General features: G+C 71.0%; 22 protein-coding genes. 8 read left to right on the plus strand and 14 right to left on the minus strand.

Annotation, left to right across the window (positions count from 1 at the left end; translation table 11 throughout):
- Nucleotide 1: 1 nt before the first annotated feature.
- Entirely contained in the window at nt 2-1,048 is a 1,047-nt protein-coding gene (locus ABZ840_RS02330; RefSeq protein WP_361551861.1) for a zinc-binding alcohol dehydrogenase, read from the minus strand.
- A gap of 126 nt (nt 1,049-1,174) precedes the next feature.
- On the opposite strand from ABZ840_RS02330, the gene ABZ840_RS02335 reads away from it, so the two are divergent.
- The 6 genes from ABZ840_RS02335 (at nt 1,175) to ABZ840_RS02360 (ending at nt 7,408) form a co-directional block, all read left to right on the plus strand.
- The gene (locus tag ABZ840_RS02335) at nt 1,175-2,590 is read left to right on the plus strand and encodes an extracellular solute-binding protein (protein ID WP_361551864.1); all 1,416 of its coding nucleotides are present in this window, start codon (nt 1,175-1,177) and stop codon (nt 2,588-2,590) included.
- Nucleotides 2,587-3,573: a sugar ABC transporter permease gene (locus tag ABZ840_RS02340; protein WP_361551867.1), complete on the plus strand. Its 987-nt coding sequence runs from the start codon at nt 2,587-2,589 to the stop codon at nt 3,571-3,573. Before ABZ840_RS02335 ends, ABZ840_RS02340 begins: the two co-directional genes overlap by 4 nt.
- Before the next feature lie 80 nt (nt 3,574-3,653).
- Complete coding sequence (locus ABZ840_RS02345) at nt 3,654-4,520, plus strand: carbohydrate ABC transporter permease (RefSeq protein ID WP_361552387.1); 867 nt, start codon at nt 3,654-3,656, stop codon at nt 4,518-4,520.
- Between the two features lie 16 nt (nt 4,521-4,536).
- A complete protein-coding gene (locus ABZ840_RS02350; RefSeq protein ID WP_361551870.1) occupies nt 4,537-5,766 on the plus strand; it encodes an ROK family transcriptional regulator in 1,230 nt (409 codons plus the stop codon).
- A gap of 100 nt (nt 5,767-5,866) precedes the next feature.
- On the plus strand, nt 5,867-6,748 hold the full coding sequence (locus ABZ840_RS02355) for a Gfo/Idh/MocA family oxidoreductase (RefSeq protein WP_361551873.1): 882 nt from the start codon (nt 5,867-5,869) through the stop codon (nt 6,746-6,748).
- A 144-nt stretch (nt 6,749-6,892) separates the two neighbouring features.
- Nucleotides 6,893-7,408 carry a lytic polysaccharide monooxygenase auxiliary activity family 9 protein gene (locus ABZ840_RS02360; RefSeq protein ID WP_361551876.1) on the plus strand — a complete coding sequence of 172 codons (516 nt, stop codon included), beginning with the start codon at nt 6,893-6,895 and terminating at the stop codon, nt 7,406-7,408.
- A gap of 73 nt (nt 7,409-7,481) precedes the next feature.
- On the opposite strand, the gene ABZ840_RS02365 is transcribed toward ABZ840_RS02360, so the two are convergent.
- The 5 genes from ABZ840_RS02365 to ABZ840_RS02385 all read right to left on the minus strand — a co-directional run bounded on the left by ABZ840_RS02365 (nt 7,482) and on the right by ABZ840_RS02385 (nt 12,995).
- The gene (locus ABZ840_RS02365) at nt 7,482-8,369 is read right to left on the minus strand and encodes a carbohydrate ABC transporter permease (protein WP_361551879.1); all 888 of its coding nucleotides are present in this window, start codon (nt 8,367-8,369) and stop codon (nt 7,482-7,484) included.
- Nucleotides 8,366-9,328 (minus strand): sugar ABC transporter permease, encoded by a 963-nt coding sequence (locus ABZ840_RS02370; protein ID WP_361551882.1) that lies wholly within the window; start codon nt 9,326-9,328, stop codon nt 8,366-8,368. The genes ABZ840_RS02365 and ABZ840_RS02370 overlap by 4 nt, the downstream gene beginning before the upstream one ends.
- Nucleotides 9,325-10,689, minus strand: a complete 1,365-nt coding sequence (locus ABZ840_RS02375; RefSeq protein WP_361551885.1) for a sugar ABC transporter substrate-binding protein — start codon at nt 10,687-10,689, stop codon at nt 9,325-9,327. The genes ABZ840_RS02370 and ABZ840_RS02375 overlap by 4 nt, the downstream gene beginning before the upstream one ends.
- Nucleotides 10,690-10,792: 103 nt before the next feature.
- A complete protein-coding gene (locus ABZ840_RS02380; protein ID WP_361551888.1) occupies nt 10,793-11,554 on the minus strand; it encodes a DeoR/GlpR family DNA-binding transcription regulator in 762 nt (253 codons plus the stop codon).
- A 370-nt stretch (nt 11,555-11,924) separates the two neighbouring features.
- A complete protein-coding gene (locus tag ABZ840_RS02385; protein WP_361551890.1) occupies nt 11,925-12,995 on the minus strand; it encodes a PASTA domain-containing protein in 1,071 nt (356 codons plus the stop codon).
- A 307-nt stretch (nt 12,996-13,302) separates the two neighbouring features.
- On the opposite strand from ABZ840_RS02385, the gene ABZ840_RS02390 reads away from it, so the two are divergent.
- Both ABZ840_RS02390 and ABZ840_RS02395 read left to right on the plus strand, forming a co-directional pair.
- Nucleotides 13,303-13,752: a MarR family transcriptional regulator gene (locus tag ABZ840_RS02390; RefSeq protein ID WP_361551893.1), complete on the plus strand. Its 450-nt coding sequence runs from the start codon at nt 13,303-13,305 to the stop codon at nt 13,750-13,752.
- A 115-nt stretch (nt 13,753-13,867) separates the two neighbouring features.
- Nucleotides 13,868-15,589 carry an MFS transporter gene (locus tag ABZ840_RS02395; RefSeq protein WP_361551896.1) on the plus strand — a complete coding sequence of 574 codons (1,722 nt, stop codon included), beginning with the start codon at nt 13,868-13,870 and terminating at the stop codon, nt 15,587-15,589.
- Between the two features lie 27 nt (nt 15,590-15,616).
- Here ABZ840_RS02395 and ABZ840_RS02400 read toward each other — a convergent pair whose 3' ends face one another.
- From ABZ840_RS02400 to ABZ840_RS02435, 8 genes are all read right to left on the minus strand, one after another.
- Nucleotides 15,617-15,967, minus strand: a complete 351-nt coding sequence (locus ABZ840_RS02400; RefSeq protein ID WP_361551899.1) for a hypothetical protein — start codon at nt 15,965-15,967, stop codon at nt 15,617-15,619.
- A gap of 22 nt (nt 15,968-15,989) precedes the next feature.
- Nucleotides 15,990-16,793 carry an ABC transporter ATP-binding protein gene (locus ABZ840_RS02405; RefSeq protein ID WP_361551902.1) on the minus strand — a complete coding sequence of 268 codons (804 nt, stop codon included), beginning with the start codon at nt 16,791-16,793 and terminating at the stop codon, nt 15,990-15,992.
- 36 nt (nt 16,794-16,829) lie between these two features.
- On the minus strand, nt 16,830-17,720 hold the full coding sequence (locus ABZ840_RS02410; protein WP_361551905.1) for an ABC transporter ATP-binding protein: 891 nt from the start codon (nt 17,718-17,720) through the stop codon (nt 16,830-16,832).
- A complete protein-coding gene (locus ABZ840_RS02415) occupies nt 17,717-18,562 on the minus strand; it encodes an ABC transporter permease (RefSeq protein WP_361551908.1) in 846 nt (281 codons plus the stop codon). The genes ABZ840_RS02410 and ABZ840_RS02415 overlap by 4 nt, the downstream gene beginning before the upstream one ends.
- An 11-nt stretch (nt 18,563-18,573) precedes the next feature.
- Nucleotides 18,574-19,623 carry an ABC transporter permease gene (locus ABZ840_RS02420; protein WP_361551911.1) on the minus strand — a complete coding sequence of 350 codons (1,050 nt, stop codon included), beginning with the start codon at nt 19,621-19,623 and terminating at the stop codon, nt 18,574-18,576.
- Between the two features lie 27 nt (nt 19,624-19,650).
- The gene (locus ABZ840_RS02425) at nt 19,651-21,258 is read right to left on the minus strand and encodes an ABC transporter substrate-binding protein (RefSeq protein ID WP_361551914.1); all 1,608 of its coding nucleotides are present in this window, start codon (nt 21,256-21,258) and stop codon (nt 19,651-19,653) included.
- 152 nt (nt 21,259-21,410) lie between these two features.
- The gene (locus ABZ840_RS02430) at nt 21,411-22,838 is read right to left on the minus strand and encodes a cytosine permease (protein ID WP_361551917.1); all 1,428 of its coding nucleotides are present in this window, start codon (nt 22,836-22,838) and stop codon (nt 21,411-21,413) included.
- Between the two features lie 221 nt (nt 22,839-23,059).
- Nucleotides 23,060-24,007: a zinc-binding alcohol dehydrogenase family protein gene (locus ABZ840_RS02435; protein ID WP_361551920.1), complete on the minus strand. Its 948-nt coding sequence runs from the start codon at nt 24,005-24,007 to the stop codon at nt 23,060-23,062.
- Nucleotides 24,008-24,070: the final 63 nt, after the last annotated feature.

Raw genomic sequence — 24,070 nt, forward strand, 5'->3', positions numbered from 1 at the left:
CTCAGAACTCCAGCACCATCTGGAGGGCGTCGTGCGGGCGCTCGTCCAGCAGGCGGTAGGCATCGGCCACGTCCGACACCGGTATGACATGGCTGACCAGCGACTTCACGTCCACCTTGGATTCGGCGACCAGCCGCAGGAAGGTCTGCTGGAGGCGCTCGACGGTCCAGCGCCCTGCCAGGTGCGGGGGCACACCGCCGATCTGGGAGCAGATGAGCTGCACGCGGTTGTGGTGGAACTCGTCGCCGAGGCGCAGCCCTTCGCCGTCGCCCTGGTAGAAGCCGGAGGCGACCACGCGGCCGTCGACGGCGACGGACCGGAGCGCCTCGTGCAGTGCGGGGTAGACGCCGCTGATCTCGATGGCGGCGTCGGCTCCGCGGCCGCCGGTCGCCTCCCTGATGCGCTCGGCGACGGCGTCGGTACGGGCGTTGAGGGTGCGCTCGGCGCCGTACTGCCGGGCGGTCTCCAGCCGGACGTCGAGCGCGTCGACGGCGGTGACACGGGCGCCGCTGAGCTGGGCGAGGCGGGTGGTGAGCAGGCCGATGACGCCCTGCCCGAAGACGGCGACGTCCTCCCCGAGGTTGATGCCCGCGCCCAGTACGGCGTTGTATGCGATGGCGCCGACCCGGGCGAACGCACCGGCCAGCGGCTCCAGGCCGGGCGGCAGGGTGTGGCCCGCCATCCGCTCGGCGGGCACGATGCCCTCGCTGCGGTGGCCCCAGATGCCCCACACCAGGTCGCCGACGGCGGGCATGTCCGGGCGGTCGGTCAACTCCGGTGATACCTCGGCGACTTCGCCGACCTCGGAGTAGCCCCAGCCGACGACCGGGTACGTGATGCCGGCCGCGCCGTCGCGGAAGATGCGGGCCTCGGCGTCCCAGGTGCGGGTGAGGTAGGGGTTCGTCCCCCGGTAAGCGGTCAGTTCCGTACCTGCCGATATGCCGGAGTAGCGGGTGCGCACCCGGAGATGACCGGCGGGCAGGGGTGCGCTTTCATGCTCGGCGATTTCGACGTCGCGGGGGCCGACGAACTGGACAACTCGCTCCACAAGGGACTCCGAAGGGACGTAAGTTCAGCGGTTTCGTCGAAGATACATCAGGGTTACGTCTTGTTAATAGACAAAACTGGTGCTGAGATGCAGGACAAATAAACGGAAGTGCTGTGAGGACGTGGCATGCGTATGTGGTCCCGACGGTCGAGGTCGACCGCGGCAGGACTCGCCGTGGCACTGGCCGCCGCCCTGCTGACGAGTTGCTCGGCAGGGCAGGCGGACGGGCGGGCGACGCCGGACAAAAAGATCACGGTGTGGACCCAGGAGAATCTGCCCGCGCGGATGGCGGCCACCCGCAAGGTGGTCGGACGCTTCGAGAAGAAGACCGGCGTCGAGGTGAACCTCGTCGGCGTGGACGAGGGGCAGCTCCCTCAACTGATCATGTCGGCGGCGGCAGCGGGCAACCTCCCCGACGTCATCGCCGCGCTCCCCCTCGGCCAGACCTGGCAGATGTACAGCAACGGGCTGCTCGACACCCGGCTCGCCGGCGACATCGTCAAGGACCTCGGCGCCGGCACCTTCAACGCCAACGCCCTGCGGCTGGCCTCCGACGGCGGCACGCCGCTCGCCGTACCCTCGGACGCCTGGCTCCAGCTGCTGGTCTACCGCAAGGACCTGTTCAAGAAGGCGGGCCTGGCCGCGCCCGACAGCTACGGCTCGCTCCTCAAGGCGGCGCGGAAGCTGGACCGCGGGCAGATGGACGGCATATCCGTCGCCAGCGACCCCGGCGATGCCTTCACCCAGCAGAGTTTCGAGAGCCTCGCCCTCGCCAACGACTGCCAACTCGTCGACGGTAAGGGCAAGGTGACGCTCGACTCGCCCGCGTGCCGCCGCAGCTTCGCCACCTACCGGTCGCTCGCCCGTGACCACGGCACCCCCGGCACCCAGACGCTCGACACCACGCGCGCCACCTACTTCGCGGGCCGCTCACCGATGCTCGTCTGGTCCTCGTTCCTCCTCGACGAGCTGACGGGGCTGCGCGCCGACGCCACGCCCAGCTGCCCGGAGTGCAAGAAGGACCCGTCCTTCCTCTCCGACAACAGCGGCATCGTCACCGGGCTCAAGGGCCCCGACGGAAAGCAGCCGGCGCAGTTCGGCGAGGTCACGTCGTGGGCGGTGACCAAGAGCGCGGAGCGTGACGCCTCCCGCGACTTCATCGCGTACATGATGGGTGCCGGGTACGAGGACTGGTTCGGGATGGCGCCCGAGGGCAAGATCCCCGTCCGCGAGGGGACGGCCTCCGATCCGGACAAGTACACCCGCGCCTGGCACCACAGCCGGCTCGGCGTCGAGGCGAAGGTGCGCAAGCCCCTCGACGCTCTCTACTCGGACCGGCTGCTCGACCGCATCGCGGACGGCATCGGCGGCATGCGCCGCTGGGGCATCACGCAGGGCGAGGGCGCCCTCGTCGGTGCCACCAACGGCGAACTCCCCGTCCCCAAGGCCCTCGGCGAGATGACCAGTGGGCAGACCCCGCCGGACGAAGCGGCCCGCGAGGCCGACGAGGAAGTCACCGCCCTCAAGGAGTCGCTCCAGTGAACGCCGCCCCCACCACCGAACCACGCACCGGCCGCCGGCCGCGCCGTGCGCAGACCGCCGCCGCCCGGGAGAACCGCGCCGGTCTCGCCTTCGTCTCGCCCACCTTCGTCGTGGTGCTGGTCGTCGTCGTCCTGCCCATCCTGTGGACCGTGCTGCTCGCCTTCCAGCATGCCAAGCTCGTCGACATCCAGGGCATGAGCCTGCTGGGCAACTGGTCCCTGGACAACTTCGGCAAGGTCTTCGGCTCCCCCGGCTTCTGGTCCAGCCTGTGGACCACGGTGCTCTACACCGTCGGCTCCACCGCGGGTTCCGTGGCCCTCGGCCTCATCGCCGCGCTCGCCCTCCGCAAGCCCTTCCGGGGCCGCGGGCTGCTGCGCGCCTCGATGCTGCTGCCGTACGTCGCGCCGGTCGTCGCCGTCGCCTTCGTCTGGGAGGTCGCGCTCAGCCCCCAACTCGGCATCGTCAACGACTGGGGCACCAGGCTGCTGGGCTGGGACGACCCGATCGCCTTCCTGTCCACCCGCTCGTACGAGGTGAGCCTGCTCGGGCTGCACTTCGACATACCGCTGGCGCTGCTCACCGTCATCGCCTTCGAGACCTGGCGCTACTTCCCCTTCGCCTTCCTCTTCCTCCTCGCCCGCCTCCAGGCGGTCCCCGACGGGCTGGAGGAGGCCGCGAAGGTGGACGGCGCCGCGCCCACCCAGCGGTTCCGCTACGTGCTGCTGCCGCAGCTGATGCCGGTGATCGCACTGCTCTGCGTGCTGCGGTTCATCATGACGTTCAACAAGTTCGACGACATCTATCTGCTCACCGGCGGCGGCTCGGGCACCGATGTGGTGGCGGTGCGGGTGTACGACTTCCTGACCGCCCGCTTCGACGTGGGCGCCGCCGCGGCCCAGGCCCTGGTCCTCGCCGTGATCCTCATGGCGCTGCTGGGCGTGTACTTCGCGTTCTTCGCCAAGAAGACGCAGGAGGAGGCGTGATGAACAGCGCAACGACGACACGTCCTGCTCCGACGCCACCCCGCGAGTCCGCGGCTCCCCGCGCCGCGGCCCGCCCGCGGATGAGCCGGGCCCGCTTCGAGGAGCGGTTCTTCGCAGTGACCCGCCGGGTGGTGATCGCGTTCCTCGCGCTGATCACCCTCGTCCCCTTCGGCTACATGCTCCTGCTGTCGGTCAAGCCGATCGACGCCCTGCTGCTCAACCCCGGGCAGCTGTGGGTCTCGGCGAAGGACTTCACGCTCGCCACGTACGAGGAAGTGCTGCGCCCCACCGCCGAGGGCGGCCAGGGCTTCCTCGGCATGCTCGGCAACACCGCGCTGGTCTCGCTCGGCACCGTCGCACTCACCATGCTCGCGGCGATCCCGGGCGCGTACGCCATCAGCAGGCTGAAGTTCTTCGGCGGACGCCAGGTCAGCGCCCTGTTCCTCGCGGTGTACCTCTTCCCGGCGACCCTGCTGGCCGTGCCGCTCTTCGTGATGTTCGCCCGGATGGGCCTCCAGGGCAGCCTGGCCGGCCTCGCCCTCGTGTACATCGCGCAGACCGTGCCCGTGTCGATCTACATGATGAAGAACTACTTCGCCACCATCCCGTACAGCATCGAGGAGGCCGCCGCGCTGGACGGCTGCTCCCGCCTGCAGACCGTACGCAAGGTGGTGCTGCCGCTGGCGCTGCCCTCACTGATGGCGACCGGGCTCTACATCTTCATGATCGCCTGGAACGAGTTCCTCTTCGCCCTGCTCTTCCTCGCCGCCTCGCCCGACAAATGGACCGTCTCCCTCGGCCTCCAGCTGCTGTCCAACGGGGTGGAAGTATCCAAAACGGTGCTCATGGCAGGATCGGTGGTGCTGACGGTCCCCGTCGTACTGCTCTTCTTCGCCGCGGAGCGCCTGCTGACGGAGGGGCTGACCAGCGGCGCCGACAAGAGCTGAAACGGGGAACGAGGAGATGAACGCCAACCAGGCCAGCGCGGGCCACCTGCTGCGCCTCATTCGCGAGGGGACCGCCACCACCCGTGGCGCACTGCAGCGCGCCACCGGGCTGTCCCGATCGACGGTGGGCCACCGGCTGGACCAGCTGTTCGCCGCCGGCTGGCTGCGCGAGGGCGCTGCCGAGCCGGTCGAGGGATCCACGGGCGGCCGGCCCTCGGCGCGGCTGGAGTTCGACGCGCAGCACGCCGTCGTGCTCGCGGCCGACCTCGGCACCCGCCACGCCCGGGCAGCCGTACTGGACCTGGCGGGCACCGTGCTCGCCGAGCGCTCGGGCGAGCTGGTGATCAGCGACGGCCCGGACTCGGTGCTGGACCGGCTCGGCCAGTGGTTCGCGACGCTGCTGGAGCAGGCGGAGACCGCCCCCGCGCGGGTCTGCGGCATCGGCCTGTCGGTGCCCGGCCCGGTCGACTGGGAGTCCGGCCTGGTGATCCAGCCGCCGATCATGCCCGGCTGGGACGGCTACCCCATCCGGGACCGGATGCGCCGGGCGTACGCGGAGCACGTCAGCGCCGACGGCGACACCGTGCCGGTCCTGGTCGACAACGACGCCAACCTGATGGCCTACGCCGAGCAGCGCGACGGCCATCCCGACTGTTCGGCGTTCCTGCTGGTCAAGGTGTCCACCGGCATCGGTGCCGGGGTCGTGGTCGGTGGCCGGATGTACCGGGGCATCGACGGCGGCGCCGGCGACATCGGCCACATCCGGCTGCACGACTGCCCGGACGCGCTGTGCATGTGCGGCTCGTACGGCTGCCTCGCCGCGGTCGCCAGCGGCCGGGCCCTGGCCCAGCAGCTCGCCGAGGCGGGCATCCCGACGGCCTCCGGCTCCGACGTACGCGAGCACCTGGCGGCGGGCCAGCCGGATGCCGTACGGCTGTCCCGGGAGGCGGGCCGCCGGGTCGGCGAGGTGCTCGTCACCGTCGTGACACTGCTCAACCCCGGGGTGCTGGTGATCGCCGGGGACCTCGCGGGCACCCCGTTCCTCACCGGCGTGCGCGAGCTGCTGTACCAGCGCGCGATGCCCCGTACGACCGCCCACCTCCAGGTCGTCACCTCCCGGCTGGGCGACCGGGCCGGACTGCTCGGCGCCGCGGCCATGGTGGTGGAGGACCGCTACGCCCCGGACCGCGCGGACGCCCGCCTCGCGGCGCTGCCCGGCTGGCCGTCCGTCCTGGCCGCTCCCTGACCGCCGTGCCTGCTCGCCCTGTCCCACCGCGGCGGACGCCGACCTCGCGCGTCCGCCGCGGTTCATTTCTCAACGCCCTTATTTCGATGTGGAGTTGTACGTGACCGAGCCCTGGACCGGCCGCCCCGTGCGGGTCGGCCTCGTCGGAGCCGGGCCCTGGGCCCGCGCCATGCACGCCCGGATGCTCGCCACCGGGCCCGAAACCGAGCTCGCGGGCGTCTGGGCCCGCAGGCCCGAGGCGGCGGCGGAGGTCGCCGCCGATCACGGAGCGCCCGTCGCCGCGTCGTTCGACGAACTCCTCGACCGGTGCGAGGCGGTGGCCTTCGCCGTACCGCCCGCGGTGCAGGCCGAAGCGGCAGTACGCGCCGCCCGGGCCGGCAAGGCCCTGCTCCTGGAGAAGCCGCTCGGCCCCGACCTGGCCGCGGCGCGTGCCGTCACCGAGGCGGTCGGGGAGAGCGGCGTGGTGACACAGCTGGTGCTGACCAAGCGGTACCACCCGGCCACCCGCGCCTTCCTGGCCGAGGCGCGGGAGTTCGCGGCCACCGGTGCCCGCTCCTGCTACCTGCACGGCGCCTTCCTCGGCGGCGACTTCGCCACCTCCTGGCGGCTGGAGCACGGCGCACTGCTCGACCTCGGCCCGCACCTGCTCGACCTGCTGGACCTCGCGGTCGGCCCGGTGGCGTCCGTACGCGGCACCGGAGACCCGCGGCACTGGATCGAGTTGACCTGTGAGCACGAGAACGGTGCCGTGAGCCAGGCCTCGCTGTCCGGGACCGTACGGCTGCCGCGCGCCCGCACCCGTATCGAACTCTTCGGCCCAGATGGGGAGTTGAGCTACGACACCGCCGAGCTGGACCACGAGGAGTGCTGGCCGGTTCTCCGCCGCGAGTTCGCCACGGCGGTACGCACGGGGCGCAGCACCGACACGGATGTCCACCGCGGGCTCCGCCTCCAGGAACTTCTGGAGCAGGCCCTGCCGTAGCCGCCAGGACGCCGGGCAGGGGCGCTTGACGGACCCCCGTCAAGCGCTATGGTCTAGACTAATCCGGCTCTCGCACCCCCTCACCCGCCGGAGAACTTCACGCAAGCCCCCCATCCCATGCACCACCCCCATGAAGGAGAACGCATGGACAGCAAGCGGAAGTTGGCCGCCACCATCGGTGCGGCACTGGCCCCGGTCCTCGCCCTGACCCTGCCGACCGGCTCGGCGTCCGCACACGGCTGGGTCAACGCCCCGGCCAGCCGCCAGGAGCAGTGCGCCAGGGGCACCGTTTCGTGCGGTGCCATCAAGTACGAGCCGCAGAGCGTCGAGGGCCCCAAGGGCCTGAAGAGCTGCAGCGGCGGCAACTCCAGATTCGCCGAGCTGGACGACGACAACAAGGGCTGGAAGGCCAGCGACGTCAGCCGCACCACGACCTTCAACTGGAAGTTCACCGCCCGGCACCGCACCTCGTCCTACGAGTACTTCGTCGACGGCACCAAGGTCGCCACCATCAACGGCAACGGCCAGCAGCCGCCCGAGACGGTCTCCCACCAGGTCAACCTCGGCAGCGCCACCGGACGGCACAAGGTCCTCGCGGTGTGGAACATCGCCGACACCTCGAACGCCTTCTACGCCTGCATCGACGTGAACATCCGCTAGTCCCGCCGGCCACATCTTTGAAGGCCGCCCGGCGTACACAGCCGGGCGGCCTTCGCCGTACGCGTCCCGGCCGCTACTTCACCGCACCGAGCGACAGTCCCTGGACGAGCTTGTCCTGGGCGGCGAAACCGGCGGCGAGCACCGGCAGGGAGATGACCAGCGAAGCGGCGCACACCTTGGCAAGGAAGAGGCCCTGGCTGGTGATGAAGCCGGTCAGGAAGACGGGTGCGGTCTCGGCGACCACACCGGTCAGCACCCGGGCGAACAGCAGCTCGTTCCAGCTGAAGATGAAGCAGATCAGTGCGGTGGCCGCGATGCCGGGCGCAGCCACGGGTGCGACGACGCGGGCCAGCACCGTGGGGAGGCGGGCGCCGTCGACCTTGGCCGCCTCGATGAGGGCGACCGGTACCTCCCGCAGGAAGGACTGCATCATCCAGACCGCGATCGGCAGATTCATCGAGGCGTACAGGATGACCAGCAGCCACACGTTGTCCAGCAGGCCGGTCTGCTTGGCGAACAGGTAGATCGGCAGCAGGCCCGCGACGACCGGCAGCATCTTCGTCGACAGGAAGAAGAACAACACGTCCGTCCACTTCCGCACCGGCCGGATCGACAGCGCGTACGCCGCCGGAAGCGCGAGAAGCAGCACCAGCAGGGTCGACACCACGCTCGCCGTCACGGAGTTGGCCAGCGGCGGCCAGGGGCTCGCGCCACCGCCCACGCCGAAGAATTCGCGGTAGCCGTCCAGGGTGAGCGGGGCGCCCAGCGAGGGCGGGTTGGTGGCGGCGTCCGCTTCGGAGTGGAACGAGGTCAGCGCCATCCAGGCGACCGGCAGGAAGAACGCGATCGCACAGATCCAGGCGAGCAGGCCGAGGAGGGTGTTGGCGGTACGAGGCTTGCGGGCGCGGGTGGCCGGGGCGCTCGTCCGGCGGGCACCGGTCGTCGGGGCACTGGCGCTCATGCGGCGGACTCCTCACGGAACAGGGACGAGACCACCCGGAGGGCGAAGGTGGCGATGATCAGGGAGCCGATGACCACCAGTACGCCCGCCGCGGAGGCCCGCCCGTACTCGTGCCCCTGGTAGAAGGTCTGGTAGATGGTGTACGGCAGATTGGCGGTGCCCAGGCCGCCCGAGGTGATGGTGTAGACGGCGTCGAAGTTCTGCACGACGTACACCGAGCCCAGCAGTGCGCCCAGCTCCAGGTAACGCCGCAGGTGCGGCAGGGTGAGGTAGCGGAAGATCTGCCAGGCACTCGCACCGTCGATGCGGGCCGCCTCGATCGCGTCGGCGGGCCGGCTCTGCAGCCCGGCCAGCAGGATCAGCATCATGAACGGCGTCCACTGCCACACCAGCGCCGCCTCGACCGCGCCGAGCGGCATCTCCGCAATCCAGTCGGGCTGCGCGGCGCCGTCGCCGAAGACCCAGTGGAGCAGGCCGTTGAACAGACCGTACTCGGGGTTGTAGAGGACGTGCTTCCACAGCAGCGCCGCGGCGATGGGCACCACCAGGAAGGGCGCGATGAGCATCGTACGGACGATGCCGCGTCCGGCGAACGAACGGTCCAGCAGCAGTGCGAGCCCGAGACCGAGCACGAGGCTGACCAGCACCACGGTCACCGTCAGCAGGACGGTGGTGAGCACCGAGTCGCGCAACGCCGGTTCGCTCAGCACCTCTTGGTAGTTGGCGAACCCGGTGAAGCTGCGTTCGTCGGGATAGTAGGCGTTCCACTTGAAGAGGGAGATCACCAGGGTGGCCACGAACGGCAGCTGGGTGACCAGGATCAGGAAGACCAGCGCGGGCAGCAGCGGGCCGCGCGCGGCCCACGCGCGCAGCCGGTCGGACGGGCCGCCGGGACGGCCGGCCGGCTTGGCGGCGCCGCGCCCCCGCGCCGGGGTGGAGGTGCTCGCAACGGTGCTCACTGGGTGTCCCGCCCCTCGTAGTCCTTGGCGACGACGGCGGCCAGCTCCTGCGCGCGGCGCAGTGCCTCGTCGGTCGACTGGCGCCCGGCGATCGCCGCGCTGATTTCCTGGGAGACCTTGGTGCCCAGGTCGGGGAATTCCGGGATGCCGACGAACTGGATGCCGGGCGCCGGGCGCGGCTGCACTCCCGGATCGCGCGGGTCGGCCTCGACGATCGCCTTGCGGGCGACCTCGCTGAAGGCCCCGGCCTCCTTCTTGTACGCGGGGTTGCGGTAGGTGGAGGCGCGCTTGCCGGCCGGTACGTTGGCCCAGCCGAACTCCTTGCCCACCAGCTGTTCGTACTCCTTGCTGGACGCCCAGGAGATGAACTTCCAGGCCTTGTCGGGCTTCTTGGACGCCTTCTGCAGGCCCCAGGCCCAGGAGTAGAGCCAGCCGGAGGACTTCGTCTTCTCCACCGGTGCGGCCACGTAGCCCACCTTGCCCTTGACCGGCGATCCCTTGGCCTCCAGCGAACCGGCTCCGGCCGTCGCGTCGTACCACATGGCGCTCTTGCCCTGCGTCATGTTGTTCAGGCACTCGGCGTAGCCGGACTGCGCGGCACCCGCCGTGCCGTGTTTCCGTACGAGGTCGACGTACGTCTTCGTCGCGTTGCGGAAGCCGGGATCGGTCAGCCTGGCCCGCCACTTGTCGTCGAACCATGTGCCGCCGAAGGTGTTCACCACCGAGGTGAGGGGCGCGATCATTTCGCCCCAGCCGGGCAGTCCGCGCAGGCAGATGCCGCGCATGCCCTTCTCCGCGCCGTCCACCTTCGCGGCGAGGTCCACGACCTGCCGCCAGGTGGGGTGGGCGGGCATCGTCAGCCCTTTCTCCTTGAACACGTCCTTGCGGTACATCAGGAAGGACGACTCGCCGTAGAAGGGCTCGGCGTGCATCTTGCCGTCGGCGTCGCTGAGCGCCTCGCGGACCGAGGGGAGGAGGTCGGCGCGGTCGAAGTCCTTGTCGCGCTCGGCGTAGGCGTCGAGGTTCCGCAGCCAGCCGTTGCGGGCGTAGATCGGGGTCTCGTAGTTGCTGAGGGTGGCGACGTCGTACTGGCCCGCCTGGTTGGCGAAGTCCTGGCTCAGCTTGTCGCGGACGTCGTTCTCGGGCAGCACGGTGAAGTTGACCTTGATGCCGGTCTGCTTCGTGAAGTACTTGGCGGTGAGCTTCTGCAGATCCATCATCTGCGGGTTGTTCACCATGAGGACGTTCACGGCGTCGCTGTCGGTGCCGGCGCCGCCGGCTCCCGCACATCCGGCGAGCAGCGCGCTCGCGGTGGCGGCCGCTATGGTCGCGCAGATCCTCCGGCGGGTCTGACTGCGCATGGTGGCTCCAGGAACTCGGGGACGGTGGACGAAGGGCGGGGGACGCCGGGCATGCGGTACAGCGGGGGCGGTACGCCGGCCGGGCCGGTGACGGGCAGGGGTTTCATACCCGGATGACCTTGGGCCCCAGGAGCTGGTAGCGATGGGCCTCCGCGGCCGGCAGACCGCTCCCGGTGACGATCGCTTCCAGCGCCGCGACATCGGCGAACCGGCAGAAGCTCGCGGTGCCGAACTTGGTGTGCACGCCGGCGAAGACATGCCGCCGGGACGACCGCATCGCCTGCTCCTTGACCGCGCCGACGACGGGATCGGGCGTGGTGAGGCCGTGGGCGCGGGAGATGCCGTTGGCACCGATGTACGCGAGGTCGATGACGAAGTCGGAGAGCATGCGGACGGCCCAGTGATCGACGGTGGCCATCGTGCCGTTGCGTACCCGGCCGCCCAGCAGCAGGACAGCGGTCTTGGGCCTGTTCGCGAGGGCGCTCACCACGGCCAGCGAGGCCGTCACCACGGTCAGCTGCCGTTCGTACGGCAGCGCCTCGGCGATGAGCTGCGGAGTGAACCCCTCGTCCACGAACACCGTCTCGGCATCCCCGAGAAGCTCCGCCGCGGCAGCTGCGATCCGCGACTTCTCCGGTACCTGCTGTGTCGCACGGAAGGCCAGCGTGGTCTCAAAACCCGCACTCTCCACGGGGTACACACCGCCGTGCGTGCGCCGCACGAGCCCCTGGTCCTCCAGCATGTTCAGGTCCCGGCGCACCGTCTCCTTGGAGACCCCGAACTCCCCGGCCAGTCGGACGACGTCGACGGAGCCCGTATGCCGGACCAGCTCCAGCATGCCCCTGCGGCGTCCCGCGGCGTCCATCACACTCCTCCTGCGTCCAGGTCGACACGCTGCCCGTTCGGGCAAGTGGGTGTGATTCAAACAAGCACTCCGCGCCCTGACCAGCCTCCCCACAACGCGTCCCGTGCCCGTTTCTCCCACACGACGCCCCACAATCCAGCACGTCAGCCCCCTCCCCACCCCCAAAGCCCGCCCGAATCCCCCCATCCCGTGCCCGTTTCCCGCCCGTCCAGGCGGGCTGCGGGCCCATCGAAGCGGTCACCGCGTCTCTGCCCGAACGGGCGGGAAAAGGTCATAGGCACGGCGCTCTGCGCGTATCGGGTACGGCGGCAGCCGGTCGCGGCGTGACATCAGCCGTCGGCCGACTGCCGTACGTGCGTACGTGCGTGCGTCAGGAGCTGTGCCAGCGATTGCGGCCGTCGGACGCCGGGCCGCACACCATGGGCGTCCCCGCGGTGGTGACGCCGGTCGCTCCGGCCGGGGAGCAGAAGGCACCGGGGTGGACCGTGCCGACGCCGCCTCCCGTGCTGCCGCCGGTGGACGACGAACCGCCTCCACCGCTGGTGGCCGAGCCCCCACTGCCCGACCCGCCGCTGGTGGTGGAGCCGCCCGTGCCGGTCGACCCGCCGTCGTCGGTGGCCGAACCTCCCGATGAGCTGCCCCCGCCGGCGGTGCGACGGTCGTCGGTCGAGTCCCGGTAGTCGGGACGGCCGTCGTGGTCCTTGTCGCCCAGCCGGGACCCCTCGGCGGTGCAGCCGGCATCCGGATGCGCCAGTTCCAGGGTCACCTCAGCGGTGATGTCCTCGCCCTCCGCGGGGTCCTGGTCGCACACTCGCCAGTCGTCGTACGCGTCGTCCGGCAACGCGTCGTTGAGGTAGTGAGCCGCTGCCTCGATCTTGTCCTCGTCGACTCCGAGGTCGGTCAGCGTCGTCACGGCGGTCTGCCACGTCTTGCCGAGCAGATCCGGCATCGTGGGCCAGGCAAGCTCTTCGCCGTCCCGTTCGGGGCACGGCTCGCCCCGCTTGACCGCCGCGAGGTCGAGGGTCCTGCCGCCGTCCTCGCCGACCTGCTGGAAGCACACGAGCCAGCCGGACCGCGCAATGATCGCCCGGCCCTCCGGCGAGGCATCGTGGCGGCTCACGGTGAAGCCGGCAGCGCGCGCCCGGCGCTCCGCCTCGTCGAGACGCTCACCGGTGAGCGCCGGCGCCTTTGCGGCGCGCGTCGCGCTGGCCGAGGCCCGCGGAGTCGCCCCCACCGCCACCTGCTGCGAAGCGTCCTTCTCCGCATCATCCAGCTGACCACCGAGGCCCGCACCGATCGTCAGCACGAAGAAAGCCCCGACGCTCGCTCCGGCCCGGGCGAACCAGCGCCACGGCGGCAGGATCCACAGCAGCACGATGACGACGATCAGTGCGAGAAATCCAAGGGGAAAGCTGACCGCGCCGATGAGCGCAACCAGCACCAACAACCCCAGAGCGGCGGGGGTGGTCCGCCACCATCTCCGCGCCGGGGGTAACTGCCGAGTCGAGGGACTGTACGGGTTCATGGCCGTTCTTCCTGATCTTGCCGAAACGGAGCCCACGCTCGACGCCCGAGAGTTCGCACTTATCCCGCGTATGAGCAGAAGGCACTTGATATTACCGACTCATCCGGAATCGACAGATAGCTGCAGCATCACAACTCGGCCCCGGAGTTGGTCACGGGAGTTGCCCGGCATTCCGGCCCGCCGCAGTCTTGTTTCACGTTACATGTAGATGCATAATGAGGTTATGCATAAGCGGGTTATGGACGACGACGTGTCGGCCGAGGAACTGATGGGAGCCGTGGAGCGGCTGGTTCGGCATGTGCGGCACAGTGCCAATGCCGGTGGGCTGAGTACGGCGGCTTCGTCGGCGCTGGGGCGGCTGGGGCGTGAAGGGCCGTACCGGCTCACCGAGCTGGCGCGGGCCGAGGGTGTCTCCCAGCCGAACATGACCCAGGTCGTCACGCGCATGGAGCGTGCCGGACTCGTACGGCGCGTGGCCGACAGCAGTGACGGCCGGGGGGTGCTGGTGGAGGCCACCGACACCGGGCTGGAGATCTTCCGGCAGCGGCGAGCGGAGCGTACGCACGCCCTTCGACTGCTCGTCGAGGAGCTGAGCGAGCCGGAGCAGCAGGCGGTGAAGGTCGCACTGCCCGCGCTGGCCCGTGCCATCCAGGACCGCCAGACCCGCTCCTGACCCACCCCCGGCCCACTGCGGCCCGTCACCGGCCCGACGTCGACCCGTCCCTGGTCCCCGACCCGCCTGAGCACCTGTCCCCCTCCCCCACCTGTTCTCACGGGAGTGAAGCGCAATGAGTGCATCGCAAGGAAAGGCCGCCAGCCCCTTCCGGCAGCCCAAGGCCGTCTGGGCCGTGGCGTTCGCCTGCGTCATCTCGTTCATGGGCATCGGCCTGGTAGACCCGATCCTGCCCGCCCTGGCCGACAGTCTCCATGCCACGCCCAGCCAGGTGTCCCTGCTGTTCAGCAGCTACCTGATCGTCACCGCGGTCGCCATGCTGATCGTCGGCTGGGTCTCCAGCCGGATCGGTGCCAAGCGCACCCTGGTCATAGGCCTGACGGTCATCGTCGTCTTCAGCGCGCTGGCCGGCGCCACCGGTTCCATCAACGGCATCGTCGGCTTCCGCGCCGGCTGGGGCCTGGGCAACGCCCTGTTCATCGCGACGTCGCTGGCCGTCATCGTCGCCTCCGCCAGCGGCGGCTTCGGCGGCGCGATCATCCTGTACGAGACCGCCCTCGGCCTCGGGATCGCCGTAGGGCCCCTGCTCGGCGGCGAGTTGGGCAGCATCAGCTGGCGCGGCCCGTTCTTCGGCGTCGCCGTCCTGATGGCCGTCGCCCTGCTCGCGACCCTCGCCTTCGTACCCCACCTGCCCAAGCCGAAGCGGCCCACCTCACCGATCGCGCCACTGAAGGCGCTGCGCCACCGCGGGCTGCTGACCATGGGCCTCATGGCCCTGCTGTACAACTGGGGCTTCTTCACCATGCTCGGCTACGCCCCGTACCCGATGAAGCTCGGCGCCCATCAGCTCGGGCTGGTCTTCACCGGCTGGGGCCTGCTGGTGGCGGCCTTCAGCGTCTTCTTCGCCCCGCGTCTGCAGGCCCGGTACGGCACCGCACCCGTCCTGTACGCCAACCTGTTCGGCCTCGGCATCGTCATGGCCCTCATCGCCGCCGGCGTCGCCAACCCCACCGTGGTCATCGTCGCCGTCATCGTCAGCGGCGCGTTCATCGGCATCAACAACACCCTCACCACCCAGGCCGTCATGCTCGTCTCCCCCGTCGAGCGGCCCGTGGCCTCCTCCGCGTACGGGTTCCTGCGGTTCATCGGCGGCGGCCTCGCCCCGTACGTCGCCGGCAAGCTCGCCGAGGCCACCGACCTGAGCGTCCCCTTCTACCTCGGCGCCGCCACCTTCCTGCTGGCCATCCCCGTCCTGGCCAGCGGCCACCGCCTGCTCCGCCGGGCCGAGGCCGGCACCGGTGACAGCGAGCCGGTGGCCCCGACTCTCACCCCGATCGGCACCCACGCCCCGACCGACGCACCACGCGTCATCGTCGCCGTCGGCGGCCACGACAAGGCCCCCGCCATCGTCGACGCGGCCGCCCGCCTCGCCCGCGACACCGGCAGCCCGCTGGAGGTCGTGCACGTCCAGCAGACCGCAGGGGTCGAGGAACAGGCCGTCGACACCGAGACCGACGACCAGGCCCGCGCCGCCGTCACCGCGCACCTCGACCGGCTGGCGGCCCTCGGTGTCCCCGCCACCGGCCAGATCCTCACCAGCGTCGGTGACCACACCGCCGCCGGCCGCGTCCTCGCCCAGCACGCCGCGGACGTCCACGCCCGCACCGTCGCCATCGGGCGCTCCCCGCGCGGTCCCCTCACCCAGTTCGCCGACGGCAGCCTGACCACCGCCCTCACGCACAGTGCCACCTGCACGGTCGTACTCGTCGACCCGGACAGCGCCCCGCGGCCGCTGACCGAACAGTCCCTCACGGAGCTGCGCAACAGCCCCGCGTGAGGGTCGGCACTACGACGTGGGAGTCCGTCACTCCCCTTGCGACCACGCGGCCACCGGGAGCGAGAGGTAGACGCCGAACTCACGGAGTCCGGTCGCGGTTTCGATGGCACGGTGCAGCAGGTCCGTGCGTTCCTGACGGTTGGCGGCCCTGCTCTCGAACCACTTCGACCGCACCTCCACCACCACGTCCAGCCCGCTGCGGTCCAACGGCCCCAGCCGCCGGAACCGGATCTCCACATCGCCCGGTTGCAGGTCCCCGTCGTACGGCTCCTCGGGGCACTCCACCGCCTCGGAGACCAGGTGCGGCAGCACCGCGGCCAGTTCGCGGAGGGTCTCTTCGGGGACCTGCGGCGCGTGGGTGACTTCGATGAGAGGCATCGGATCACTGTAGGCCGTGCGGCTACGACTGCGGGAAACGCTCCGGACGGAACGGTTGCGGCGTCGGGTGTTCGGTGCCGGGGACGAGGCGTGGTACGGCGTCGCGCAGGGTGCGGGTGGCGGGGTGCCGGGGGTGGTGGAGCACGTCGGCGAGGGCGCCCTCCTCGACCACCCGTCCGCCGTGCAGCACGATCACGTGGGGGCAGAGCTGTTCCACCACCGCGAGATCGTGGGAGATCAGCAGGCAGGACAGCCGGTGCTCGGTGCGCAGCCTCCGCAGGAGGTCGAGGATCCGGGCCTGGACTGTCGTGTCCAAGGCGCTGGTGGGTTCGTCCAGGACCAGGAAGCGCGGCCGCACGGCCAGCGCCCGGGCGATCGCCGCACGCTGGCGCTGGCCGCCGGAGAGCTGGTGCGGGAAGCGTGCCGCGTGCTCGGCGGCCAGGCCCACGTCGGCCAGCAGTTCGGTGACGCGCCCCGCCTCGGCGCCGCGTGCCACCATCCGGTGTGCCCGCAGCACTTCCGAGATCGCCGCGCCCACGCGCATGCGCGGATCGAGGGCGCCCTCGGTGTCCTGCACGACGATCTGAACGGCACGCCGGTACGGGCGCGACCGTCGCAGCCCGCTGATGTCGACGCCGCCGAAACGCACCGTCCCACTGGTCGGCGCCACCAGGCCCAGCAAACACCGGGCGACCGTCGACTTGCCCGAACCGCTCTCCCCGATCAGCCCCAGACCGTACGGGCCCTCGGGCAGCGTGAGGCTCACGCCGTCCACCACGGCCGTACCGCCGTACACCACGGTCAGTTCGCGCGCCTCGAGCACCACCGGCCACCGCCCCTTCGCCGCACCCGTCGATGTGTCCTACGCCGTCCCTTCACCCCGTCCCGTTCCTTCGCCACTCCCTGTTCCCTCACCACTCCCCGTTCCCGGCTCCGTCCCCGCCGCGTCCCCCGGGCCTGAGCCGGGCGGTCCGCCCAGTCGTGGGGCCGCGGCCAGCAGTCGTCTGGTGCGGTCGGCCCGGGGCGCGGAGACCAGGTCGGCGGCGGGGCGGTCCTCGATGACCCGTCCCTGGTGCAGCACCGCGATCCGGTCGCAGAGCCCGGCCAGCAGCGCGAGGTCGTGGCTGATGAACAGCACGGCCGTGCCGTGCGCCGCGCGCAGTTCCGTCAGCAGGGTGCAGATCTGCGCCTGGGCCGTCACGTCCAGCGCGCTGGTCGGTTCGTCGGCGATGAGCAGCCGCGCCCTGAGGGCCGAGGCCAGGGCGATCGCCACCCGCTGGAGCTGACCGCCGGAGAGCTGGTGCGGATAGCGGGCGAGGTGGCCGGCGGGCAGGCCGACCCGCTCCACCTCGGCGGTCGCCCGCTGCCGCGCCTCCGCTCGCGTACAGCCGTGCAGCCGCAGCGCGCGCAGCACGGTCGTACCGACGGGCAGGACCGGGCTGAAGGCGGCGGCCGGGTTCTGCGGGATCAGCGCCATGGCGGAGCCGCGCAGCCGGCGCAGCCACCGTTCCGGCAGCCCGACCAGCTCCTCGCCGGCCAGCCGGATGCTGCCGGTCACCCGGGCGCCCGCGTGGCGGGTCAGTCCCAGCACCGTCAGCCCGATCGTCGTCTTGCCCGCGCCGCTCTCCCCTGCGACGCCCAGGAACTCGCCCCGGCACAGCACCAGTTCGCCGATGTGCAGCACCGGTTCGGCCGGCTCGGGGCCGAACGAGACCCGGACGTCGCGCAGTTCCAGGAGGGGCGCGGCGGTCACGGCCGGATCCGTGGGGTGTGCCGCGGGTCGAGGCGGTCCCGGAGCACGTCGCCGAGCAGGAAGAAAAGGGCCGCGACCAGCATGATGGCCAGACCGGGGAAGGTACCGATCCACCACTGCGTGGTGAAGTAGTTCTGCGACTGCTCCACCATCAGGCCCCAGTCCGGCGTGGGCGGCTGCGGGCCCAGGCCGAGGAAGGACAGTGCGGAGGTGACGAGCAGCACCCCGCCGACATCGGTCGACGCCTGGACCAGCAGGGGGGTCGAGGCGTTGGGCAGGACGTGGCGGAGCAGGATGCGCCGGTGACCGAGGCCGAGGGCCCGGCATGCCTCGGTGTACGGGCGGCCGGCGACCGACGCGGCCTCACCGCGCACCAGCCGGGCATACCACGGCCACCAGGTCACGGTGAGCGCGACGGTCAGCCCCACCGGGCCGGGCGCCAGCACCGTGGCCAGGGCCAGGGCCAGCAGCAGGGCGGGGACTGCCAGGAAGACGTCGGTGAGGCGCATCAGGACCTCGTCGATCCATCCGCCGAAGTAGCCGGCGACCAGCCCCGTCACGGTGCCCACGAGCAGCGAGACCGTCACCACGGTCACCGCGACGACCGGGCCGACGCGCGCGCCGTACAGCACCCGGGAGAACACGTCGCGGCCCAGTTCGTCGGTGCCGCACCAGTGGGCCGCGGAGGGCGGGCGCAGGATGCGGGCGGTCTCGGTGGCACCGGTCGCATCCGCCGGGTACGGGGCCAGTACGGGTGCGAGCAGTGCGACGAGGACGACGAGCGCCACTCCACCGGTGGCGAGGACCAGTGCCGTTCGGCCGCCCCGGGTGGCCCGTGTCATCGCCGACCACCTCACCGCAGGGTGATGCGCGGGTCGAGGGCCGCCTGGGCCAGGTCAACGGCCAGGTTCGCGCCGAGGTACAACAGGGCGACCAGGAGCGTCACGCCGACGACGGCCGGTGCGTCGAGGGACTGCACCCCATCGGCCGCGTACCGGCCGAGCCCCGGATAGTCGAACACCGCCTCCACGAGGAAGGTGTTGACCAGCGAGTACCCGAAGATCAGCGCGAGGAGCTGCAGGACCGGGTTCCAGGCGAGCCGCAGGGCGAAGCGGCCGAGGACGGCCCGCTCGGGGAAGCCGAGGGAGCGCACCATCTGGATGTGCGGCTCGCCGACCGCGTCCAGGAGGCTCGCCCGCACCATGCGGGCGACGACGGCCGCCGGGTAGGAAGCCACGACGAGGGCCGGCAGGACCAAGTGGGCGGAGAGGTCGGCCGCCGCCGCCCCGTTGCCGGTGAGGACGGCGTCGAGCAGGGGCAGGCCGGTGACGGTGGTCACCGGGTGTGCGGCGAGCACCACGCGGTCGTGGCTGCCGGCGATCGGCAGCAGGCCGAGTCGGCTCGCGAGGATCGTCTGCAGCAGGAGTGCCAGCCAGAACGTCGGTATCGAGGCACTCAGCAGCGCACCGGACCGCACCACCGTGTCGGGGGTCCTGCCGTGCCACCGTACGGCGGCCAGTCCCGCGGGGAGGCCCACCGCCAGCCCGATGACCAGTCCGGCGAGCACCACTTGCAGGGTGTTGGGCAGCAACGTGAGCAGATCGGTGAGGACGGGGCGGTGGGTGAGGACCGACAGACCCCAGTCGCCGCGCAGCACCCCGGCCACGTACGAAACGATCTGCTCGGCGACCGGGCGGTCCAGCCCCAGTTCGGCCCGGATCCGCACCCGTTCCGCGGCCGAGGCCCGCGGCCCCGCCCAGACCCCGGCCGGGTCGCTGGGCACCACCCGGGCGATCAGGTACGTCAGCACCACCACCCCGGTGGCCACCAGGGCCGAGAGCGCCGCACGGCGGGCCGCGTAACGGACCACCGGCAGACCGCGGCCGTTCCGGGCGCGCGTCATGTCCACCCCCTGGGCCGGTGCGGGCGGCTACTGGTGGGTGAGGTCGTGGACGAACACGACGTTCGCGTACGCCGGGTTGTCGACGTACCCCTTGACGTCGCTGTCCAGCACCCGCTGATAGGTGTTGGTGCCGAGGAAGAGCTGCACCGCGTCCCTGATGACGATCTCCTGCATCGTGCGGTAGGTCCGCACGGCTTCGTCCGGGTCCGTCGCCTGGAGCCCACTGACCCGGTCGATGAGCCCGTCGAGCTCGGGGTCGGAGTAGTAGGCGAGGTTGTAGGAGATCTCCTTCTCGGTGCGGAACACGTTGCGGAAGTACGACAGCGGCTCGGGGTCGTCCGGCCACCACCACATGACGAAGATGTCCTGGCGCTTGACCGGGTCCTTGTCCTTGGCGCGCGGCCACTGCGCCGACGCCCAGGCCAGGCCCTCGACCTTCAGATCGATGCCGAACGGACGGAGCTGTGACTTCATCAGGTCGCCGAGGGTACGGATGGTGTCCTCGCCCGCGGGATAGGTCATCTCCAGCTCGATGGTCCGGCCGCTGCCCGGGCCGTACCCGGCCTCCTTCAGCAGCTTCCGGGCGAGCTCCGGGTCACCCGGCAGATCCAGGGTGGTGGTGTGCCCGAACATGCCCTCGGGGATGACGCCGTCGGAGGCCACGAGGGCGCCCCTGCTCGCCTTGATGAGTTCCCCGTAGTCGAGCGCGTTCGCGACCGCCTGGCGCACCCGGATGTCGTCGAGCGGGTTCTTCTGCGTGTTCATCAGGCCGATCAGGGTCTGCCACGAGGGCCGCTCGTACACGGTGAGGTTCGGCCGGCCGCGCAGCGTGTCCAGGAGCTGCGGCGGCAGCCCGCCGGCGTAGGTCCCCTCACCCGAGCTCATGAGCTGCGCCGACGTGGAGGACTGCGGCACCGACCGGAAGACCACCTTCTTGTAGCGGTTGCCGCGCCACCCGCCCCAGTAGTCCTTGAAGGCGGTCAGCTCCACTTCGTTCTCACTGCCCGGGTTCCACGAGGCGACCGTGTACGGCCCGGTGCCACGGGCGGTGGCCCGATAGTCCCCGGCGTCGTCGGAGACCTCGTAGATCCAGGCCGCGTAGGTGGCGGAGGCGATGATGTCCAGCGGCGCCGGGCGGGACAGCTCGAAGCGGACCTGCCGCTTCCCGACCGGGGTGATCTTCTCCACCGGGTCCCACACGTAGGAGGCGCTGGCCTTCAGCCTCATGGTGCGCTCGATCGACGCCTGCACCGCCTCGGGGGTCAGCGGGCGTCCGGAGTGGAAACGCACCTTGTCCCGCAGGGTGAAGGTCCAGGTCCGGCGGTCCTCGGACGTGGTCCACCGGGTCGCGAGCACCCCTTCGGTCTTCCCGGTCCCGGCGTTGTACCGGGTGAGGGTCTCGTACATGTTCGCCAGCGCCACCACTTCGTCGGAGTACGAGCGCGCCGGGTCCCACTCGGTCACCAGCCCCCTGCTGGACAGGTAAACGAAGGTGTCGTCGTCGCTCCCTCTCTCGCCCCCTCCGGAGCAGCCTGCCGCCAGCAGCGACAGGGTGATGGCGGCGACCACTCCGGCCGTGCGGGGCCGGGTGCGGCGGTGCGGGGGCCGAGAGCCCAGGAGCAGCTGCAACGACATGACCGTGCCTCCCGGAACACACCGGTCAGGGACGTCTGCCGTGCACCGCGCGCGGCGCACGACGGTTGTCAGCATGGCACGGCCCCGTCCGGACCGGCAGACACGATTGCGCTGTTCCCGCCCGGCCCCTCAACCGGCCGCCGGAAGACCGTTCAGACCGTCTCCGCCGCCGTCTCCGCCGCCGGCTGCGCCGGTGCGGGCGTGCCGGCGTCCCGCGCCCACAGCGGCTTCAGCCGGTACGTCAGGAGGTACAGGAGCGCGGCGGCGCCGGCCGCGACGAACATGCTCAGGTCGCCCATGTGCGGGAACTCGGCCGCGAACGGGCCGGTGAAGAGGGTGGACCGCCAGAACGGCACCGAGGCCAGCACGCCGCCCGCCCAGGCGACGAGTCCCCAGTTCAACACCCGCTTGCGGTCGTACAGTTCGGCGATGCGGGCCGGGTCGTTGCGGCCGCCCAGGTAGTAGTCGAGCAGCAGCACGGTGGCGAAGGGCGCGATGAAGTACGCGGTGAGGTTGAGGAAGACCGCGAACTTGTCCTCGGTGCCGGCCTCGCCCCACAGGCTGATCACGTAGGCCAGCGCGCAGATGACGACGACGGCCTGGGTGCGGCTGACGGGGATCTTGAGGGTCTGGACGGAGATCGCGCCGCCGTAGACGTTGAGGAAGTTCTGCGCGAGCGCGGAGAGGGTGATCGCGATCAGTGCGGGCACGGCGAACGGCCCGGCCAGCTGGTGCAGCGCGGTGATGGAGTCCGCGCTGGTGGCGTGGCCGCCCACCAGGACGCCCAGGATGCCGAGCCAGCAGATGGTGACGAAGTTGCCGAGCCCGGTGTACAGGGTCGTACGCCGCACGACCTTCGGGTCGTCGGGCAGGTAGCGCGAGTAGTCCGAGGCGAAGGGCGCCCAGGCGACGAGGAAGGAGAGGAAGCCGGCACCGAAGGTGATCCAGCCGCCGGTGGCGCCCAGATAACCGGAGGCGTGCGGGTTGGCCTCGAAGGTGCCGGCGCCGCGCACCAGCGCCACGACGGTGATGAGCAGGAACAGCGGGGTGAGGACGTAGGTCAGCATCCGCTGCAGGAAGTTGATCATGTTGTAGCCGTAGACGGCCACCACCACTTCGACCGCGGTCAGCATCAACGCGCAGGCCCAGAAGGGCAGATGGGTCAGCTCGGCGAACGCCTTGCCGCCGAGGATGACGGTGACGGCCGCCCAGCCGACGCCGGCGAAGACGTTGATGTAGGCGACGGGCAGGAAGTTGCCGAAGAAGCCGAGCGGGCCGCGCGCCTGGATCTGCTGCGGCACACCCAGCCGTACGCCCATGCGGGACATCACGGCCATCAGTACGGCACCCACCGCGGCACCGGCCACGATCGCGGCGACCGCGGCACCGAAGCTCAGTCCGAAGCCGGCCGCACTGAATCCCAGCAGGATGATCGGGAAGTTCAGTCCGGCGGCGAACCACACGAAGAACTGTGAACTGGATTTGCCGTGTCGTTCACTCTCGGGAATGTGATCGACCCCGAAGGGCTCGACCTTCGCGACCGCGCTGCCGTACAACGGCGCCGAGGCGTCGTGGGTCATGACGATGCTCCTGAAAACGGAGAAGAGGGGTTCTTCAGAGGGGAGGGAAACGGGTCCGAAGGTTTCACCAGGGCAAAGAAGCCGGCTGCGAGATGTCGAAGAACCCGTCCGCCACTGTAGACCAGCGGAGCGACGTCGTGGTAATGCGCGGAAATGCTGCGGAGAGGCCCGTACGGGGCCTCACATTCGGGACCTCCATTCGGACCTCACCTTCCGGTGCCTCACATGAGGACCGCGACCGTGCCCGAGACACCGCCGGCGGTACGGGCCGCCAGCGCACGGTTCAGTTCGGCGAAGGGGTACGTGCTGGCGTTCAGCCGCAGCGTGCCGTCGCCGAGCTCGGCCAGCAGGGTGGCGAACACCTCGTCGGGGACATGGCGGCGGACCATGTTCATCGGCAGCAGGCTCACGTCGGCGGCCAGCAGGTTGGGCAGGTCGACGGTGAGGGTCTTGCCGGCGACGTAGCCGATCATCACGACCCGGCCGCCGGGCTTCATGGCGGGCAGGAGGGCCGGGACGGTGTCGCCGCCCACGGTGTCCAGCACCACATCGATCCCGCCGTCCGCCGCGAGGCGCCGCACCGTACCGGCGTCCCGCCCCACCACGACCTCGGCCGCGGCGGCGGGCACGCTCTCCGCTTCCTTCTCGGTGCGTACGAGGGCGATGACATGCCCACCGGCCCGCGCGGCCAGCTGTACGGTCAGCGAGCCCACACCGCCCGCCGGCCCGGTGACCAGGACCCGTTCGCCGGCGCGTACCCGGCCGACCGGGTCGGCGGCCGCCCACGCCGTGGCCAGGGGCGAGTGGCAGGTGGCGGCCAGCGCCGCGTCGACACCGGCGGGGATCGGGCGCAGCGCCGACGACGGGAGGACGACCTGTTCGGCCCAGGTGCCCGGACGCTCCAGGCCGATGCCGCCACCGCGGATCAGCACCCGCTCGCCCACGAGCGACGGGTCGCCCGCGAGCACCGTGCCGGTGCCGGCCGTGCCGGGGGTGAAGGGCAGCTCGGGGCGGTAGGCGAAGGTGCCGGACATCACGGTGAGGTCCAGGTGGGTGACCGCGGCGGCTTCCATGGCGACCACGGCCTCGCCGTCCGGCGCCGTCCCGGGCCGCGCCGTCTCCTCGATCTCGACGGTCGTGCCCCAGGTGTGCAGGCGGGATACCAGCATGTCGAACCTCTTGTGCTTCTCGGTGGCCGACCCGGCGTGCCGGGGGGGGCGCCGGGTCGTGTG

It is taken from the genome of Streptomyces sp. NPDC047117, from assembly GCF_040643545.1.
Classification (GTDB): Bacteria; Actinomycetota; Actinomycetes; order Streptomycetales; family Streptomycetaceae; genus Streptomyces.

Coding starts and splice junctions, on each gene's coding strand:
- ABZ840_RS02345 (WP_361552387.1), top strand. CDS start 3,654: ATGAGCCGGGCCCGCTTCGAGGAGCGGTTCTTCGCAGTGACCCGCCGG.
- ABZ840_RS02435 (WP_361551920.1), bottom strand. CDS start 24,007: ATGCTGGTATCCCGCCTGCACACCTGGGGCACGACCGTCGAGATCGAG.
- ABZ840_RS02425 (WP_361551914.1), bottom strand. CDS start 21,258: ATGTCGTTGCAGCTGCTCCTGGGCTCTCGGCCCCCGCACCGCCGCACC.
- ABZ840_RS02390 (WP_361551893.1), top strand. CDS start 13,303: ATGCATAAGCGGGTTATGGACGACGACGTGTCGGCCGAGGAACTGATG.
- ABZ840_RS02380 (WP_361551888.1), bottom strand. CDS start 11,554: ATGGACGCCGCGGGACGCCGCAGGGGCATGCTGGAGCTGGTCCGGCAT.
- ABZ840_RS02375 (WP_361551885.1), bottom strand. CDS start 10,689: ATGCGCAGTCAGACCCGCCGGAGGATCTGCGCGACCATAGCGGCCGCC.
- ABZ840_RS02360 (WP_361551876.1), top strand. CDS start 6,893: ATGGACAGCAAGCGGAAGTTGGCCGCCACCATCGGTGCGGCACTGGCC.
- ABZ840_RS02350 (WP_361551870.1), top strand. CDS start 4,537: ATGAACGCCAACCAGGCCAGCGCGGGCCACCTGCTGCGCCTCATTCGC.
- ABZ840_RS02430 (WP_361551917.1), bottom strand. CDS start 22,838: ATGACCCACGACGCCTCGGCGCCGTTGTACGGCAGCGCGGTCGCGAAG.
- ABZ840_RS02400 (WP_361551899.1), bottom strand. CDS start 15,967: ATGCCTCTCATCGAAGTCACCCACGCGCCGCAGGTCCCCGAAGAGACC.
- ABZ840_RS02420 (WP_361551911.1), bottom strand. CDS start 19,623: ATGACGCGCGCCCGGAACGGCCGCGGTCTGCCGGTGGTCCGTTACGCG.
- ABZ840_RS02365 (WP_361551879.1), bottom strand. CDS start 8,369: ATGAGCGCCAGTGCCCCGACGACCGGTGCCCGCCGGACGAGCGCCCCG.
- ABZ840_RS02415 (WP_361551908.1), bottom strand. CDS start 18,562: ATGACACGGGCCACCCGGGGCGGCCGAACGGCACTGGTCCTCGCCACC.
- ABZ840_RS02395 (WP_361551896.1), top strand. CDS start 13,868: ATGAGTGCATCGCAAGGAAAGGCCGCCAGCCCCTTCCGGCAGCCCAAG.
- ABZ840_RS02335 (WP_361551864.1), top strand. CDS start 1,175: ATGCGTATGTGGTCCCGACGGTCGAGGTCGACCGCGGCAGGACTCGCC.